Genomic DNA, 17,394 nt, shown 5'->3' on the forward strand with positions numbered 1-17,394 from the left:
CTCCTTATGCCGCAGGGGCTTTTCGGTCCATCGCAATGCGCGGCCCTGCCGCATTCCTGCGCAATCCGGTCGACGGCGGGATGGCCTCCGCTGAAATCCGGCGGCGGAACACCCAGTACGTCCACGCCTGCGCAATCAGCACCGCCGGGGCGGTGATCAGGGCGGCCCAGGTCATGATCTTCAGCGTGTACGGGGTCGACGACCCGTTGTAGACGGTGATGCTCCACTGCGGGTTCAGCGTCGACGGCACCAGGTTCGGATACAACGCGCCGAACAGCAACACGACGACCGCGGCGACGACGAGCGTCGTACATGCGAAAGTCCAGCCCTCCCTCGGGTTTCCGGTCATGACCTTCAGGCCGATCCACTGGCGCCACACCAGCACGACCGCGACAAGCTGAGCGACCACGGCGGCGCCCAGCACGTACCAGGTCCAGTCCTTTCCGTGCGCCAATTGTGTCCACAGACCGAACGCCGCGACGACAGCCGTCACCGGCAGCGACAAGACGGTCGCGAAACGCAACGCGTCCTCGCGAACTCCCTGGGCGGTCTTGAGGACCAGAAAAACCGCGCCGTGGAACAAGAACAGCGAGGCGGTCGCCACACCGCCCAGCACCGTGTAGGGGTTGATGATGTCGCCGAACGACAGATGAACCCGATGGTTCGCATCGACCGGAAGGCCACGTACCAGGATGGCGAACGCGACGCCCCAGAGCACCGCGGGCAGCCAGGAGCCGGCCGCGATCCCGGCGTCGGCCCACTTGCGCCACCCGGTGTCGTCGACCTTGCCGCGCCATTCGATCGCGACAACGCGAAGGATCATGCCGAAAAGGATTGCGAGCAAAGGGAGATAGAGCGCAGAGAAAACCGTGGCGTACCAGGCTGGGAATGCGGCGAACATCGATCCTCCCGCGACGATCAGCCACACCTCGTTGCCGTCCCAGACCGGCCCGATCGTGTTGAGGACCGCCCGCCGGTGCTGCTCGGGATCGCCCTTGGCGACGCGGCCCAGCGGCGCCATCAGCATCCCGACCCCGAAGTCGAAGCCCTCCAAAATGAAGAATCCCACGAACAGCGCGGCGAGGATTACGAACCACAGCTCATGCAAGTGAATTCCTTTCAGTACGCGAACGACAGTGGCGCAACCTCGTCCGGGCTCGGCGCGACCGGTGGTGCTGGTTCGGCATCGTGTTCTTGGGGGCCGGCAACCACGTAGCGGCGCAACAACCCGAACCAGATCACCGCGAGCACCGCGTAGACCAGCGTCAGTGTGATCACCGAGAACAGCACCATGCCGGCCACGTGGTCCGACACACCCTGCTGCACGGTGATATGAATCATCTGATCGCCGGTCGGGTTGGGCACCACGATCCATGGCTGGCGGCCCATTTCGGTGAAGATCCAACCCGCACTGTTGGCCAGAAACGGGGTAGGGATCGTCAGCAGCGCGAACCAGGATAGCCAGCGCCACTTGGGTATCCGGCCGCCCCGAGTCAGCCAGAGGGCGACGAGGGAAAACAACAACGGCACCGCCAACAGGCCCACCATCGCGCGGAACGACCAATACGTCACGAACAGGTTCGGTTGGTAGTTGCCCGGGCCGAACTGTTTTTCGTAGCGCTGCTGAATGTCCTTGACGCCTTCGAGAGTGACGCCGCTGAACTTGCCCTCGGCCAGGAAGGGCAGGGCGTACTGCGCCTCCAGGACACGCACGACGCTGTCGCAGTTGTTGTGGGTGCCCACCGTCAGGATCGAGAATGTCGGATCGGTTTCGGTGTGGCACAACGACTCCGCGGACGCCATTTTCATCGGCTGCTGCTTGAACATCAGCTTGCCCTGGATGTCCCCGGTGAAGAACAAACCGACCGAGGCGACGAGCACCACCCAACAGCCCAGGATGGTCGCCGGCCGGTACATGGTGCGTGCGTCGTCGGCTGTGGGCTCGCGCACCATCAACCAGGCGGAGACTGCGGCGACGAACACGCCGGCGGTCAGCCAACTGCCCACGACTGTATGCATGAACGCTGCTATCGCAGTGTTATTGGTAAAGAGTGCGACGATGCTGTCGAGTTCGGCGCGTTTGGTTTCCGGGTTGTAGTGCGCCCCGACGGGATGCTGCATGAACGAGTTGGCCGCGATGATGAAGAACGCCGAGACGTTGACCGAGATTGCCACCACCCAGATGCAAGCCAGGTGCACGAGGCGTGGCAGCCGGCTCCACCCGAAGATCCACAGCCCGACGAACACCGACTCGAAGAAGAACGCGGCGAGCCCTTCCATGGCCAGCGGGGCGCCGAAGATGTCCCCGACGAAGCGCGAGTATTCACTCCAGTTCATCCCGAACTGGAACTCCTGCACGATCCCGGTTGCGACGCCCAGCGCGAAGTTGATCAGGAACAGCTTGCCGAAGAACCTTGCCAGCCGGTACCACGATGTGTTGCCGGTGACCACCCATGCCGTCTGCATCAGGGCGATCAGCGGAGCCAACCCGATCGTCAGCGGCACCATGATGAAGTGGTAGACCGTCGTAATCCCGAACTGCCACCGTGAAACGTCGACGACATCCATCAGGGCGTCACCTGTTGGCCCCGTCCCCCAGAGAGAGCACCACGCTCATGGCCAAAACGATAGGCCCGGACTGCACCTGCGCGCGCGCGTTCCGTCAGATTTATCAATACATCTTTTTTATTAGCCCTGCACTTTGCGCAACCCGATATTTTCCGGGAGTAATTTTGCGGCCCGAAATGGTTGCGAACCTGCCAGTTACTTGATCACGCCACCACCCCGACCGAAACTCGTAATCGTCCCGGCTGCAACGGATCCGGGACGCAACTCAGACACACGCTGTCTATGAGCCGATATCATCTTTTTATGACCATTACCCCATTGCTGTAACCGCAACCTCGGAGCTTTGCGCGGTATATGTGCTCAGATACGAAGCCGACGAGCTCATATTTCCGCTGATACGGCAGTTCCGTTTCCGGTAGTGCGTCACAGGGTCAGGCGCGTTTGTAGATTTCTCCAGTGAATACCGCGGCTATTCGTTGAATAATTGGCGGCGCCCCGTTCTGTTGCTGCCTGTCCCAGGTCATTAAGCGAGGCGGCGGTTGTGTGGCCCTAAGGCGGCAACTGGGCGCCGGAGGGAGTGGCCCCATGACGAGCACCGAGGACGCCGGTGTCGGCCGCGCCGATTCAGCGGTAGCGGACTATCGCGAGCAGTTGAAGCTGCCGGCGGACGTCGTCAATCCGACAACATGGGCCGGCGGCATCGAAGACAAGCGCGCGATCGCGCCGCGGTTGCGGGTGGGACATGATCGGTGGTTCAACCTGTTGTGGATGGTGCCGATCGGCTTCGCGCTCCTGGTCGTGGGAATCGCGGTGGGCAAAGGCCTGCACAACATGCCCGGCGTGCAGAACTTTATTGCCCGCTATCCCGGCACCGTTGTGCCGTCCGGGGTTAGCCCGGGTGTTCCGGCGTGGTCGGGGTGGGCCCACTTCTTCAACCTCGTTCTGATGACCTTCATCATCCGGTCCGGGATTCAGATACTGACCGATCACCCCCGGTTGTACTTCAGGCGTAACTCCACCCCCGGCAAGGATGAGTGGCTCCGGGTGTCTCAGCCGGTGCCGGACAACCCGTTGTGGACGGCCAAGGACGATTCAGTAGGGCTGCCAAGGCATTTCGGTCTTCCCGGGCTCCGCCACACCATCGGCTTGTCTCGGTGGCGGCACTTGGGGACTGACGTCTTGTGGTTGATCAACGGCACCCGCGAGTGGTGCAGCGAGTTGGATACGCGTTGATCGGCCCGCTGCAGCGGCTGCTTGGCTCCGCCAACCCCGAGCCGGGCGCCTTCAAAGAAAAGCACATCTCGCCATACTTCTGGCACAACGGGATCTACCCGGAGACCGCGGAATACAAAGAGCTGGAAAAGAACAACTTCGTGGACTGGCGGTTGCGGGTCTACGGGCTCGTCGAGCATCCGACGGAATTCTCGCTCGAACAGTTGAAGGTTCTGCCCTACCACGAGCAGATCAGTCAACACTTCTGCATCCAGGGCTGGTCTGGAGTAGCCAAATGGGGTGGCGTCTCGATGAAGACGATCATGGATGTCGTCAAACCACTGCCCGAGGCCAAATGGGTGGTGTTCTACTCCCTGGGTCCCGGGGCGGACGGCGGGATCTACTACGACGCACATGCGATCCGGCAGATGCGCCATCACCAAACCATGCTGGCCTACGACATGAACGGTGAGCCGCTGAGCTACGGCCACGGCGCGCCGCTGCGGCTGCGCAACGAGTTGCAGCACGGCTTCCGACAAGTGAAGTGGCTCAAGGGCATTGAGTTCGTCAAACACTTCTCCGAAGTCGGCGGCGGATATGGCGGTTACGCCGAAGACCACGAGTTCTTCGGCTACCGGCAAACCATCTGATACGAAGGGAGTTCGATGACGGTAACAGCACTCGGCGTTCCGTCGGTGCGGCCGCGAGCCGAGAGCGCCGCAACCGCGCCGCCATCGACGGGCCCGTTGATCGATAGCTACGGTCGGGTAGCGACCGATCTGCGGGTGTCATTGACCGACCGCTGCAACCTGCGATGCACCTACTGCATGCCCGCCGAGGGCATGCCATGGCTGCCCGGCACACAGCTCCTGCGCCCGGACGAGGTCGTGCGACTGGTGCGCATAGGCGTCACCCGACTGGGCATAACCTGTGTCCGGTTCACGGGTGGAGAACCCTTGCTGGCCAAGCATCTCGAGGAAATCGTTGCCGCCACCGCGGCGCTGCGGCCCCGGCCGGAGATTTCGCTGACCACCAACGGGGTAGGGCTGGCCGGGCGTGCCCAACGGCTCGCCCAAGCCGGCCTGGACCGAGTCAACGTTTCCCTGGACAGCGTCAACCCTGCACATTTCGCCGCGATCACCCGCCGCGACCGGCTGGCCGACGTGCTGGCCGGCCTGACCGCGGCGCACGCGGCAGGTCTGCGGCCTGTCAAGGTAAACGCAGTGCTGGATCCGCAAACCGGGCTCGGCGACGCGGTCGCGCTGGTGCGCTTCTGCCTCGGGCATGACTACCAGCTACGAATCATCGAACAGATGCCGCTGGACGGCGGACACCAATGGCGACGTGAGGTCGAGGTGACCGCCGATCAGACGCTGGCGGTGCTGCGCCGCCATTTCAGGTTGAAACCCGACCCAGCGCCGCGGGGTTCAGCCCCGGCCGAGCTGTGGCGCGTCACCGACCCCACGACCGGCCGCACCGGCACGGTCGGCGTGATCGCGTCAGTGTCGCACCCGTTCTGCTCAACCTGTGACCGCACCCGTTTGACCGCCGATGGCCAGATCCGCAGTTGCCTGTTCGCCGCGGACGAGACCGACCTGCGCGGCCTGATACGTAGCGGCGCTGACGATGCCGCGATCGAAAGTGCGTGGCGTACTGCGATGTGGGGCAAGCCAGCCGGCCACGGCATTAACGATCCCGGCTTCGTCCAGCCGGCACGCTCGATGAGCGCGATCGGCGGCTAACTCGATAAGCGTTGTGAATCATCGCATAACACTTCGTTCTTGGACGTAAGGTCCAGCACCCTGCGAAGGTGATCGACGGGAACCATCAAACGAGCGAGGGGTGTGGCGGTGCTCGCGTCGACCGCGCCGGAATCCGGTGTCGAGACTCAGTGGCGGCGCCGCGAACGCGTTTTGGACGCCGCGCTGGCGATCGCCGCTACCGGTGGTTACGAGGCAGTTCAAATGCGCGTGGTGGCCAAACGATCAGGTATCGCCGTCGGCACGCTCTACCGCTACTTCCCGTCCAAAGTGCACCTGCTGGTGTCGGTGCTGGCCCGGGAAATCGAATCAGTTGAAGCCAGCGCGGATCTCGACGACGCCGCCGGCACCGCAGCTGCGCGACTGCACTACGTCATCGACCGGCTCAACTTGTCAATGCAGCGCAATCCGCAACTGGCAGAAGCGATGACGCGGGCATTCGTTTTTGCCGACGCGTCCGCCGCCGACGAGGTGGACCGGGTCAGCAGGATGACGGACCGCATGTTTGCGCGGGCGATTAGCGGTGGAGACCCTGCCGAGCAGCATTACCACACCGCCAGGGTGATCTCGGATGTCTGGCTGTCGAATCTGCTCGCGTGGCTGACCCGGCGGGCATCAGCTGCCGACGTCAGCAAGAGGCTGGACCTCGCTGTACGCCTCTTGGTCGGGGAATCTATCTGCCGCTAAACAGCGGGACGCTGCTGCGGAAGTGCGACCGCACGCAGCTGTGGCCTCTTCGCGGTTGCGCCGCGGGCCCGTCGAACGCCTGCCGTGACCTTGGGGCCGACGGTGACTGCCACTGGGATCCACAGCGGGAACATGATGAAGAACATGAAGACGGTGAGCTGTAGAAATGCCACGATGTGCTCGCTTTCTCCGCAAGGCGGAATTGGGATTTCGTGCGCCCGGCCGTCGCGCTGCAAAGGAAATTACCCAGGCGAGCCGCGGCGCGCGACGTCGTCAGCGGACCAAGTTTCGGCGCAGCCTTGTCCGCGGAAGACAAAGCGGCCGCAATCTCAGCAATTACCAAAATCGAAGCACGTCAACCGGGTTACGATGTCAACCACCAGACGAGGAAACCCCGACGGGCCGGGCGAAATGATCGAATTGACGACAGCGTCATCGTTTATTGATTGGGAAGAGCTGACCGGTCAATCTCAGTTCGTGGTAGACCTTGTCAGCATTCCGATCTTCAGCGCAATCGCGGGTCTGATCACGAATTGGACTGGCGTGCTGATGCTTTTCGCGCCGGTCCATTTCACCGGCTTCCACATGCGTGGCCTCAAGACAATCTTTCCGCTTCTGCCGCGCAAGGTGCAGATCTTGCCGATCTTCGCCCCCAACGGCGTCCTGGGCTTCCAGGGGTTCATCCCCTGTCGGGCGGAAAAGATGGCCAGCCTGATCGTGGACAAGTCGATTTTCCGGATCGGCGGCATCGCGGACTTCTACCAGGAGCTCGAGCCCGACGTCCTCGCGGAACAACTGTCCAAAGCAGCGCGGCCGAATATTCGCCAGCTGGCGACCGACGTTCTCGAGAAGGAGCACGCGCTGCTGTGGCAGATATTGCCGCAGCCGGCGCGCAATGCGGTACTCGCCACGATCGACGAACGGCTACCGGTGATTTCCCGCAAGGCCTTCGCCAAGATCGGCGAGCACATCGACGACCTGCTCAACGTCAAGCTGATGACGGTCAACTACCTGCGCAGCAATCCGGGCATCCTGTGCGACATCTTCAAAGGCTTCGGCGGACCCGAGTTGAGGTTCATGGTCCGGATCGGCGCGCTGGGATTCGTGTTCGGCTTTCCGCTAGCCCTGTACCTGACGTTCGTGCGCGAATTTCATCCGCCGGTTTTGAGTGCGATTCCCACCTGGATCATGGTGCTCGGCGGAGCCGCTCTCATCGGAGTCGTCGTCAACATCCTGGCAATCAAGGTCGTATTCGAGCCCGGTGATCCGCAGCCGCGGTACAAGTACCTGTGGAAGCAAGGACTACTGCCAAGGCGACAGCATGAGGCGGCGGCCCAGTTCGCGCACATGCTCTCGACCGAAGTGCTCACTGTCACCAACTTCGCCCGAGAACTGCTTTTCGGCGCATGCGGTGACAAGACCGCGGCGTTTATCGGTGAGGTTGTCTCCGACGAGGTCACCGGGATTCTGACGCCGGTGGTTTCCAACCTGGCCCATACCTTCGGCCTGGTGGACTTGGACTCGCTGCAACGACGGGCGAGTATGGAATTTGTCAACTTCGCACCGGAAGTGTTCTATTCCAAAGAGTTCAACGAAGAGAAGGCGAAGAAGATCGAAGCCTTTGCAACGCAACGCTTCCGGGCGCTGCCCCCGGCTGAGTTCGGCGAAATGCTCTATACCGCGATCGAGCAGGATGCGTGGCTGCTGTATGTCCACGGCGGGCTGCTCGGGGTGGCAGTCGGCGCCGTGCACCTACTGCTTTTCGGATGGTGAGCTGCCGATCAGGCCTCGCCGAGTGGCCTGTTATTGCACGCTTTCAACGAAATCCCGTGTAATAACTGGCCACTCGCGACCTGGCTAGTGCTAAGCGCCGTGTCACCCATGCCCGCGGATTTTGTCCTGCCGGCCGTCGGTATCCCAGCCGCCGGCGTTGTAGCCTTCCGTATCGATGCACGCATCGATGAATTGCCGACCGAACGCGGTAAGGGCGATGCTGCGGTAGATCGTGATGGTCTTCTGCCCGCTTTCGATCGCGTGCAAGGCGGCGGGTTGCACTTCCAAGAGTGCATACCTGCGATAGTCGTCGACCGGTTCGCGCGACAGGTCGATCAGGCCCAGGCGTTCGAGGTTCGCGAAGTAATGGTGGTCGCGGTCGGGCCAGTGACAGCCCGCCATCGACGCGACCATGCTGACGTCGCCGGCCAACAACACTGAGCCCACTTGGAACAGCGTCTTGGTTCGCACGTCGAGCAGTGGCTGGGTGCCGGCCACGGCCAGGAAGCGCAGGATTCGCGCCTCGTCGGGAAGCAGTTCGTCGAGTATGCGTGAGAAGGACGGGTGCACGTCGCGACGCTGCAGCTCGGGCTTGTAGGAGATCCGGATCAGTGCGTTACCGCGCTTCCGCAACGCATCTATCTCGTCGCGCGGGCCGACGACCTTGTCGATCACATCTCGAACGCCGGTCAATGGTGCTGTCGCGACTTGGCGTAACCCCTCCCCGACTTGCTCGACGACCGGCTGCACCGGTTCGGTGGCAGCACCGATGACCCTGCCCAAGACGTCGGTGGCGGGGTTTCTGCCCAAGACCGCGCTGACGAGGTTGTCGGGCTGGGTGGCCGCCGACGGCGCCGATTTTCCGTTCGCGGTCGCGGGATCGGATTTCGACGGGCTCGTCGGCTGTTCGCGCCCGGGCGTCCCCAGCACGTCATTGACGGCATCACCCACCGCGGCGAACGGGTTCCACAAACCCGGCTCATTCACAGATTCGGACGCCGTCGCCTGCTCGGTGGGCGGCGCCGACGTGCTGCCCGTTGGAAAGTTCAGCAGCCGGCGGATGTCCGTTACACCGGCGACCCGGCCCACGGCGCCAAGAGGATTTAGTAAATCGTCGACCGGGCTTCGTCCTGCCGCTGCGCCTCCCAACAGCCCGGCGGATGCATCGCCGGAGCCGTCTGGATATCGCAATAGCTCCAACGCATTCCATACATTTGTCGCCGCGCTGCGCAGATGTTCGACGGCGTTGACAACTTCGGTGGCCAGGTTCCTGATAAGAATCACCGACGCGCCGAACTCACCGAGCGAGTCCAGATTCAGATCGCCAAGCGGCGGCACTGATCCCGGCTTGTTGCGATCTTCTGGACTTGGACTGCTCATGCTGTTCCCGCCACGGGCGACTTGTGTCTTACGTCACATTCTACGCGACAGCCTGATTCCCCACCCGGCCCCGCTCGGGTGGGGAATCAGTCGTGCTGTCACCTCTTGGCTGTCGTCTTCTTGGCGTTCTTTTCCTTGACCTTGGCGAGCTTCTCGATCTGCTCGTTCAAAGCCTTCGACCGCGCACGCAGCGCTTCGATGCTCGAATCCTTCGTGTCCTTCGCCATGTCCGTGACATCTGATTCGAGTTTCTCGACGTTTTCGAGCACGTCGTCGACAAATTCTTTGGTGTTGTCGAGAAGCTTCGACACCAGACCGGAGACGGTTGGGTCTGCCATTTTGGATTTCCTCTCGTCGTGCTGTGTAGGTGAATGTGTGTTCTTAGCAATGATTTTGGTAACAGCCTCCTCCCTTACTGCAGCCGTGGCTGGCTCATGTTTGGCAACCCCGCGTGGTTACGCACTCGCATTGGCGGCTCCGACTAAGGCGTCTGCGGCCATCAGACCGAGGCTGTGTGACGCCAGCGGACTGTCACCGGTGAGAAGCGTGCGGTCTTGGTGCGTCTTGCCGGTCATGTCATCGTTGACGACGGTCACACCCTGTTTGCTCAGCAGGTCGGCGACCAGCCACTGCAAACGGCCAGGCAGATAACCGATCTCGATATTCGGGCCTTCGTCAAGCGCGTCGGGGAAAACACAGATCGAGTAGCCCTTGAACGGCGATTCTTGCCGGCCCAGCGATGCAGCGAGCAACGCTGCGGGTCCATGGCACAAGGTGATGATGAACCTGTCCTGCGACAAAGCCCAGTCGAGCGTCTGCCCCACTGCCGGGCTTGCTGGTAGCCCCACGACGGCGCCGTGCCCGCCCGGGATAAAGACCGCGAGGTAGTCCGAGTCGGGGCCGAGGTCATCAGCTATGACGTCGGAAAGCTTCTTGGGCTGCTTGAGCTTTGGCTTGAGCGCCTCGTACGTCGTCAGGACGGCCTCGTCTTCGCGGGGCATCGCCCATAGTTCCAGCTTGGCCGGATAGCCCGCCACCGTTGCGACATCGACATCGAAGCCGGCCGCCATCATGTGGTGCGCAGGAAGCAGCATCTCGACCGGATGGTTTCCCGTGGAGAACATCCTGCCGTTGTCCAGTAGGACGTAGCGCTCCTCGGTCGCGATCATGAGCACCTTCCACCGACCTTCGGTGTAGGCGTCCTTGTGCCGTACTCCGTCAAAGTTGGTCTTCGGCGACGTGTACTGGCTGAGTGAATACGGCGACGGAAAGAACGCGTTGTCCTCAGCCGAGTCCGGCGTCGGTTCCTTGCTCAACTCAGACATGCAGCTATCTCCTTACTGCAGCCGCAACGCCGCCGGCGCATGAGCCGGAACAACCGGCTTGAGCGGCTCCACCGGAGCGCTTCGTTGATAGTGGGCGCCGAGCTCTGGTCGGGTGTCGGCTTCGCCCTTGTTTGGCCAGAAGGAGGTGGCGCGCTCGGCCTGGGCGGTGATCGTTAGCGACGGGTTGACGCCGATGTTGGCGGAAATCGCCGAACCGTCGAACACGTGCAGACCGGGATGCCCGAACACCCTGTGATAGGGGTCGACGACTCCGCGTTGCGGCGACTCGCCGATCACGCAGCCGCCGAGAAAGTGTGCGGTCATTGGGATGTCGAGGATCTCCCCAACACTGCTCCACGGGGTGCCGTCGATCTCGCGGGCCATTCGTCGCACCGCCTCGTTGGCGGCCGGTATCCAGGTCGGGTTGGGCACCCCGTGCCCCTGCCGTGACGACAATTTGGTGCGGCCAAAGCGAGTGCGCTTGGGAAACAGCGTCAGCGAGTTGTCTTCGGTTTGCATCACCAGCGCGATGACGGTGCGCTGCGACCAGTCCCGCAGTCCCACATACAGCGACGCGGCCTGGGCGGGATGGCGCACCAGTTGTCCCAACCACTTCAGCCATCGCGGCACCTTTCCGCCGCCGTCGGTCATCACGGTGGTCAGCAGCGCCATCGAGGTGGAGCCCTTGCCATACCGCACCGGTTCGATGTGGGTCTTGTCGTCGGGATGGATGGACGACGTGATCGCGATGCCGGTGTGGAAGTCGGCGCCTTTGCGGTGGCGCAGTTTGACACTGGCGGTGCACAGCGCCTCGGAGTTGGTGCGGGTGAGCTCGCCCAGCCGGGGCGAAAGCTGCGGCAAGACGCCCTCGGCCTTCATGCGGTGCAGCAGCTGCTGTGTTCCCCACGTGCCGGCGGCGAAGACGACTTGTTCAGCGGTGAATGTTCGAGCCGTCTTTTTCGGTCGCCACGAGCCGGTGCGTACAGTGTCGACGGCGTAGCCGCCGTCGATCGGCCGAACCGTGGTAACGGTTGTCAACTCGTGGATTTCGGCGCCGGCCCGCTCGGCCAGGTAGAGATAGTTCTTCACCAGCGTGTTCTTGGCGTTGTGCCGGCAACCGGTCATGCACTCGCCGACTTCGAGGCAACCGCGCCGGCGCGGACCCACGCCGCCGAAAAACGGGTCGTCCACCTCGACACCGGGCGCCTTGGTGTTGTTCGGCCCGAAGAACACGCCGACCGGCGTCATGCCGAAAGTGTCTTGTACTCCCATTTGCTCGGCGACGCGGAGCATTACCTGATCGGAATGGGTCATCGTGGGGTTGCGCACCACTCCGAGCATCCGTTTGGCTTGGTCGTAGTAGGGCGCCAGCTCTGACTTCCAATCGCTGATAGCGGCCCATTGCGGATCCTTATAGAAAGCATCGGATTTCGGCTCGTACAGCGTGTTCGCGTATACCAGCGACCCTCCGCCCACACCTGCGCCGGCCAAGATGAGCACGTCGGGCAGGGCGTGGATGCGCTGAATTCCGGTGCAGCCCAGTTTCGGTGCCCAGAAGAATTTGCGGATCTGCCAGTTGGTCTTGGGCAGCTCGTCGTCTTCGAAACGCCGCCCGGCTTCCAGAACGCCTACCGCATAGCCTTTTTCGGTCAGGCGCAGCGCCGCCACCGATCCACCGAATCCTGAGCCGATCACCACAACGTCATAGTCGAATGTCATGCGTGCTCTCCTACTTGACGCCGGGCAGCCGTTTGAGGGCGCGCAGGCCGGTGGTCATGATCCGCGCATAGCGGCCCGGGTTGAGCCATGGCGGTGCGCCGACCGGCAGCAGGCGCTCGGTCGCAATCGTCTGCGACTCGGTGTATTTGAGGATTCCGTGTTCGCCGTGGCGTCGCCCGAGGCCGGACGCTTTCATGCCGCCCATCGGCGCGTCGACCGATCCCCACGCGGCCGCGTAGGCTTCGTTGACGTTGACAGTGCCCGCCTGCAGGCGGGCAGCCACCGCCTGCCCGTGCTTCGGGTTAGACGTCCACACACTGAAGTTCAGGCCATAATCGCTGTCGTTGGCCTTCTCGATCGCCTCGTCTTCGCTGTCCACCCGGTAGAGCGAGACCACCGGCCCGAATGTCTCGTCGGCGAACGCGGTCATGCCCTCCCGTACCCCGGAAAGGATTGTCGGCTCGTAGAAGTGCGGCCCGATGTCGGGGCGCGCTTTGCCGCCGGCCAGCACCGTGGCGCCCTTGCCGACCGCGTCGTCGACGTGCTCGACCACCGTCTTGAGTTGCTTCTCGGAGATCAACGAACCCATGTCGCCCGAATAGTCGAGGGCCGCCGAGAGTTTCATCGCTTTCGCGGCGTCGGCGTAGCGGGTGGTGAATTCGTCCCACAGCGATCCCGGGACATAGATGCGTTCGACCGAGATGCACAACTGCCCGGCGTTGGAGAACGCCGCCCGGATCGCGCCCGACACCGTCTTGCCGACGTCCGCGTCGTCGAGCACCAGTAGCGCGTTCTTGCCACCCAGTTCCATCGAGCAGTCGATCAGCCGCTCCCCCGCCTGCGCGGCGACGGTGCGCCCCACCGCGGTAGAGCCGGTGAACATCAAATAGTCCGATTGCTCGATGATCGACCCGCCCAGCTCCGAGCCGGATCCCGTGACAACCTGCACCAAACCCGCTGGCATGCCGGCTTCTTCGAGCAGCCGCACCGCCCACAGCGCCGAAAACGGGGTCTGCTGGTCGGGTTTGGTCAGCACGGCATTGCCGGCGACGATCGCAGGGATGGCGTCGCTGATCCCGAGGGTGAGTGGATAGTTCCACGGCGAGATGATGCCGACCAGGCCCTTGGGGTGATGGAGTTCGGTCACCTGGGTGAGCATCAACTGCACACCCTGTCGCCGCTTGGGGCGCAGGTAGTCGGCGGCGGTATTCGCGTAGTAGCGGGCGGTCAGGCAGACGTCGAGGACCTCCTCGAAAGCATGCCGGCGCGCCTTGCCGTTCTCGAGCTGGATGAGGTCGAGGACTTCGTCCTGACGTTGCAGCACCAGATCGTGGAAGCGCAGCAGCACGGCGGCGCGTTCTTTGACCGGCCGGGCGGCCCACGCCGGCTGCATCGCGCGGGCGCGCTCGGCAGCGGCGACGACGTCGTCGGTCGTGCAGCGAGGGACGTCGCCCAGCGGCTGGCCCGTCATCGCGTTGGTGACCTCGAGGCGGGCGTCTGCAGCGGACTCCACCTGGCTGGCTAATTCTTTGATCAGAACGCTGGTCATGATGTCGCCAGAATCCGGTTCAGAGTGAAGCGGCCGGTTTCCTCGTCGACCATCTCCATCGCGATGCGGCGTGCCCGGACCGCGGCGCGGTCCGCTTTGACGTTGATGTCGCGGCGCGGCACGGTCTCCTCGCCCAGGCGACGCTGGATGGTCTCCAGCACGACGAAGTCTCGCAGCGCCCACTCGTGGAACATGGTGCGCAGAAATTCGGCGACGCGGGCATCGTCGGCCGCGAAGTTGCGCGCCATCTGCAAAAAGACGTGGGTCACCCCGGGTGATTGCGGGGTGAACCCCTGAATTCGCAAGAGCTCGTGAGATTTTCCGGTCTCCGGAGCAATGGCGTAGTGCTGGACGTGTAGCGCCGGCGAAACGAAAGTGCCTTCCTCACGCCGGCTGCCCGTGGTCTCGGCGGAAAGCCCGGTGATCTCGGCCTCCCACGGGGCAAGCCGGCTCGGCGGTGTCGTCCGGGTATAGGAGACCGAGCGTTCGGAAACTTCGACCTCGTCGAGCTGCGGAAGCACCTCGATATCGGGCGGCACCACCTCCGGGTGCATCACGAACACGTCGGTCAGGTCGAGGTAATGCTCATGCAGCAGTAGGTAATTGGCCTCGACGTGCAGCACCTCGGTGGTGCCGGCCCAGCCAGTCCCGTCGGCATACCAGGGCACCCGCGGCGGCGGGCGCAGCGCGGCCACACCGGAGTCGCCGAGCCAGATCCACACGAACGGCGACTGCTCGTAGACCGGGTAGGTGCGCACACGGGCGCCCGGCGGAATGTTCTCCTGCGACGGCACGTCGGCCAGGCAGCCGTCGGGGTCGTAGGCGAAACCGTGGTAGCCGCATACCACGCGATCGCCGTCGCGTCGGCCCTCCGACAGCGGATAGGCGCGGTGGATGCAGCGATCCTCCATGGCGACCACGTCACCGGAGCCGCGCCGATATAGCAGCACGGGCTTGTCCAGCAGGCGACGGGCGAGCAGGCCCTCCCCGACCTCGCCGCTCAGTGCGGCCACGTACCAGCAGTTGAACGGGTAGTTCGATCTCATAAGTCCAAAACCAGCCTTTCGGAGCGCGAGCGCGAAACGCAGGTCATCATCACGTCGTTGCGGGCCTTCTCGGCGTCGTTGAGCACCGAGTCCCGGTGGTCGGGTTCGCCCTCCAGCACGTCGCATTCGCAGGTGCCACAAACCCCCTCCATGCAGGAACCGAGCACGTCGACACCGGCCTCCTCGCAGACCTGGTAGATCGACTTGTCCGGCGGCACAGTCAAAGTCACGCCGGAGCGCTGGCATTCCACTTCGAAGGTCTCCAACGCTCCGGGTGATGGCTCCTCGATCGCTTTGGCCGAGAACCGCTCGATGTGCAGGCTGCCCGGCGGCCAGGTCTTGCACGCGTCCTCGACCGCGGTCAGCAGTCCCTCGGGGCCACAGCAGTACACCAGCGTGTTCTCGCCCGGCTCGGCCAGCGCGGAACCCAGATTCGCACGGAAGTTCGCACCGTCCTGGGCATCCCGCGCGCAGACGGTCACACGGTCGCCGTAGCGCAGCAAGCTGTCGACGAACGCCATCGACGACCGGGTCCTACCGCCGTACAGCAGACGCCACTGCGCTCCGGCCGCCTCGGCCGCCGCGATCATCGGTATCAATGGAGTGATGCCGATGCCACCCGCGATGAACAGGTACCGCGGCGAACCGACGAGCGGAAAGTGGTTGCGGGGTCCGCGAATACGCACCGTACTGCCCTCGTGCAGCTTGTCGTGCACGAATTGGGATCCGCCGCGACTGTTGGGATCGAGCAGCACTCCTACCTGCCATTCGGCGCGGTTGGCGGTGTCGCCGCACAGCGAGTACTGCCGCACCAGCGACGGCGTCATCAGCAGGTCGATGTGTGCCCCGGGTGCCCACTCCGGCAGGTCGGCGCCGCTGGGGTCGGCGAGCGTCAGCGTGACGACCCCGTCGGAGACCTCCTCGCGGCGCCGCACTTCGACATCAAGCTCGACCTCGCGGTAGGCGGGCCTGGCCCGGGCTGTCTCCGTCGTGGTCACGATGTTCTCCGCACCGGTATCGAGTTGTACTGGTTGAGGAACAGCGCCCGCACCCGTCTCGGGTCACCGTCCAGTTCCAGGTCGGGGAAGCGTTCCAACGTCCGCTCGATCCACAGCTTCAGCTCGAGCCTGGCGAGGTTGGCGCCCAAGCAGAAATGCTTTCCCCGGCCACCAAAGGCCTGGTGCTTGTCGGTGAGCCCCTCGCGGGTGATGTCGAACTTGTGTGGGTTCGGGAATACGCTCTCGTCCCGGTTCGACGCGATGTACCACAGCAGCAGACGGTCGCCTTCTTTGATCGTCTTGCCGTGCAACTCGGTGTCTTTGGTGGCGGCACGTGCCATGAACGAGAATGCGGGATAGCAGCGCAGCCCCTCTTCCACCGCAGCCGGAATCAGTTCGGGGTTGTCCTGAAGTTGTTGGCGCAGCTCAGGATTGCGCAGCAACTCCAGCATCGTCGCGCTGTAGGTTGCCCGGGTCGAGTCGTTGCCCGCCGACATCAGCAACACGAAGAATGTGGCGATTTCCAGTTCGTTGAGCTTGTCGCCCTCGACCTCGGCGTCGACCATGGCGGTGAGCAGGTTGCCGCCGATGGATTGGTCGCGCTGCGCGATCCTTTTCTGGGTGTACTCGACGATCTCGCCGATGACACCCATGGTGTCTTTCCACTGTTCGCGGATTACCGGGTCTTCGAACGCGGTGAAGACGTTCGTCCAGTGCACCAGCGTGGCGTCGTCCTCGGGTGGCGTGCCCAGCAGTGAGCCGATCACGCGGGACGGGATGGGCCGCGCCACGTCGGCGACCAGGTCGAACCGTTGTTTGTCGGCGACGCTGTCGAGAACACCATCGATGATCTGCCTGACCTCATCCTCGTGGGCGGCTACCGCTTCCGGCGTGAACTCCTTGATCACCAGCGCCTTGAGACGGTCATGGCGTGGCGGGTCCATGGAAATCAGTTGCAGCCGCTGGATATCCAGCGGGACGCCGATGTCGTCCCAGTGGAAGATGCCGCGCTTTTCCGAGGAGAAGGTCCGGTGGTCGCGGCTGATCGCGCGCACGTCGTCGAAGCGGGTGATGTCCCAGAAGCCGCCTTCGTCCGGCCTGTTACGTTGCGGGCTGAAGTGCACCGGGTCCTCGCGCTGCATCCGGGCGAACAGCTCATAGGGCGGGCCGTCGTCCCACACCGCTTGGTCGGCCAGGTCGACGCTGTCGAGGTCCTGCAAGTCAACCGCGGTCATCGTTGCTCCTTTTACTTGCGTACAACTAAGAATTCATCTGCATATGGCGTTAGTCTGCGCCGCTGGCGCCTTGACGGTGAGTGGTTCGAGCACAATGATTGACGTGAACCGGCTGCCGCGTTGGGTCACGTCGCGGCACGGA

At 63.4% G+C, this 17,394-nt stretch carries 14 protein-coding genes and 1 pseudogene; 4 read left to right on the forward strand and 11 right to left on the reverse strand.

What is annotated here, in order from left to right; all coding sequences use genetic code 11:
* Window positions 1-4 precede the first annotated feature (4 nt).
* Together cydB and G6N47_RS06220 are read right to left on the reverse strand one after the other, a co-directional pair.
* Window positions 5-1,114 carry a cytochrome d ubiquinol oxidase subunit II gene (gene cydB, locus G6N47_RS06215; protein ID WP_083131825.1) on the reverse strand — a complete coding sequence of 370 codons (1,110 nt, stop codon included), beginning with the start codon at window positions 1,112-1,114 and terminating at the stop codon, window positions 5-7.
* Between the two features lie 5 nt (window positions 1,115-1,119).
* Window positions 1,120-2,568 carry a cytochrome ubiquinol oxidase subunit I gene (locus tag G6N47_RS06220; protein WP_083131744.1) on the reverse strand — a complete coding sequence of 483 codons (1,449 nt, stop codon included), beginning with the start codon at window positions 2,566-2,568 and terminating at the stop codon, window positions 1,120-1,122.
* A 693-nt stretch (window positions 2,569-3,261) separates the two neighbouring features.
* On the opposite strand from G6N47_RS06220, the pseudogene G6N47_RS06225 reads away from it, so the two are divergent.
* The 3 genes and pseudogenes from G6N47_RS06225 to G6N47_RS06235 all read left to right on the forward strand — a co-directional run.
* A pseudogene (locus G6N47_RS06225) lies at window positions 3,262-4,430 on the forward strand (molybdopterin-dependent oxidoreductase); the annotation flags it as partial.
* Window positions 4,431-4,445: 15 nt separating this feature from the next.
* Window positions 4,446-5,522, forward strand: a complete 1,077-nt coding sequence (gene moaA / locus G6N47_RS06230) for a GTP 3',8-cyclase MoaA (protein ID WP_083131743.1) — start codon at window positions 4,446-4,448, stop codon at window positions 5,520-5,522.
* Between the two features lie 84 nt (window positions 5,523-5,606).
* Window positions 5,607-6,227: a TetR family transcriptional regulator gene (locus G6N47_RS06235; RefSeq protein WP_372517518.1), complete on the forward strand. Its 621-nt coding sequence runs from the start codon at window positions 5,607-5,609 to the stop codon at window positions 6,225-6,227.
* Here G6N47_RS06235 and G6N47_RS06240 read toward each other — a convergent pair.
* Window positions 6,224-6,400 carry a hypothetical protein gene (locus G6N47_RS06240; RefSeq protein ID WP_163659564.1) on the reverse strand — a complete coding sequence of 59 codons (177 nt, stop codon included), beginning with the start codon at window positions 6,398-6,400 and terminating at the stop codon, window positions 6,224-6,226. The two genes, G6N47_RS06235 and G6N47_RS06240, sit on opposite strands and share 4 nt — an antisense overlap.
* A 196-nt stretch (window positions 6,401-6,596) precedes the next feature.
* On the opposite strand from G6N47_RS06240, the gene G6N47_RS06245 reads away from it, so the two are divergent.
* On the forward strand, window positions 6,597-8,000 hold the full coding sequence (locus G6N47_RS06245; RefSeq protein WP_232080138.1) for a hypothetical protein: 1,404 nt from the start codon (window positions 6,597-6,599) through the stop codon (window positions 7,998-8,000).
* A 102-nt stretch (window positions 8,001-8,102) separates the two neighbouring features.
* Here G6N47_RS06245 and G6N47_RS06250 read toward each other — a convergent pair whose 3' ends face one another.
* The 8 genes from G6N47_RS06250 to G6N47_RS06285 form a co-directional block, all read right to left on the reverse strand.
* Window positions 8,103-9,380 carry an Abi-alpha family protein gene (locus tag G6N47_RS06250; RefSeq protein WP_083131739.1) on the reverse strand — a complete coding sequence of 426 codons (1,278 nt, stop codon included), beginning with the start codon at window positions 9,378-9,380 and terminating at the stop codon, window positions 8,103-8,105.
* A gap of 98 nt (window positions 9,381-9,478) precedes the next feature.
* The gene (locus G6N47_RS06255) at window positions 9,479-9,718 is read right to left on the reverse strand and encodes a hypothetical protein (protein ID WP_062539074.1); all 240 of its coding nucleotides are present in this window, start codon (window positions 9,716-9,718) and stop codon (window positions 9,479-9,481) included.
* 117 nt (window positions 9,719-9,835) lie between these two features.
* Window positions 9,836-10,705, reverse strand: a complete 870-nt coding sequence (gene hchA / locus G6N47_RS06260) for a glyoxalase III HchA (RefSeq protein WP_083131738.1) — start codon at window positions 10,703-10,705, stop codon at window positions 9,836-9,838.
* A 12-nt stretch (window positions 10,706-10,717) separates the two neighbouring features.
* A complete protein-coding gene (locus tag G6N47_RS06265; RefSeq protein ID WP_083131737.1) occupies window positions 10,718-12,424 on the reverse strand; it encodes a GMC oxidoreductase in 1,707 nt (568 codons plus the stop codon).
* Window positions 12,425-12,434: 10 nt separating this feature from the next.
* Complete coding sequence (locus G6N47_RS06270) at window positions 12,435-13,973, reverse strand: succinic semialdehyde dehydrogenase (RefSeq protein WP_083131736.1); 1,539 nt, start codon at window positions 13,971-13,973, stop codon at window positions 12,435-12,437.
* Window positions 13,970-15,019, reverse strand: a complete 1,050-nt coding sequence (locus G6N47_RS06275) for a Rieske 2Fe-2S domain-containing protein (RefSeq protein ID WP_083131735.1) — start codon at window positions 15,017-15,019, stop codon at window positions 13,970-13,972. The genes G6N47_RS06270 and G6N47_RS06275 overlap by 4 nt, the downstream gene beginning before the upstream one ends.
* Window positions 15,016-16,017: a PDR/VanB family oxidoreductase gene (locus G6N47_RS06280; RefSeq protein ID WP_083131734.1), complete on the reverse strand. Its 1,002-nt coding sequence runs from the start codon at window positions 16,015-16,017 to the stop codon at window positions 15,016-15,018. Before G6N47_RS06280 ends, G6N47_RS06275 begins: the two co-directional genes overlap by 4 nt.
* Window positions 16,014-17,252, reverse strand: a complete 1,239-nt coding sequence (locus tag G6N47_RS06285; protein ID WP_083131733.1) for a cytochrome P450 — start codon at window positions 17,250-17,252, stop codon at window positions 16,014-16,016. The genes G6N47_RS06280 and G6N47_RS06285 overlap by 4 nt, the downstream gene beginning before the upstream one ends.
* Between the last annotated feature and the right edge of the window lie 142 nt (window positions 17,253-17,394).

Origin of the sequence: Mycobacterium branderi, assembly GCF_010728725.1 — a bacterium.
In the GTDB taxonomy this organism is placed as follows: domain Bacteria; phylum Actinomycetota; class Actinomycetes; order Mycobacteriales; family Mycobacteriaceae; genus Mycobacterium; species Mycobacterium branderi.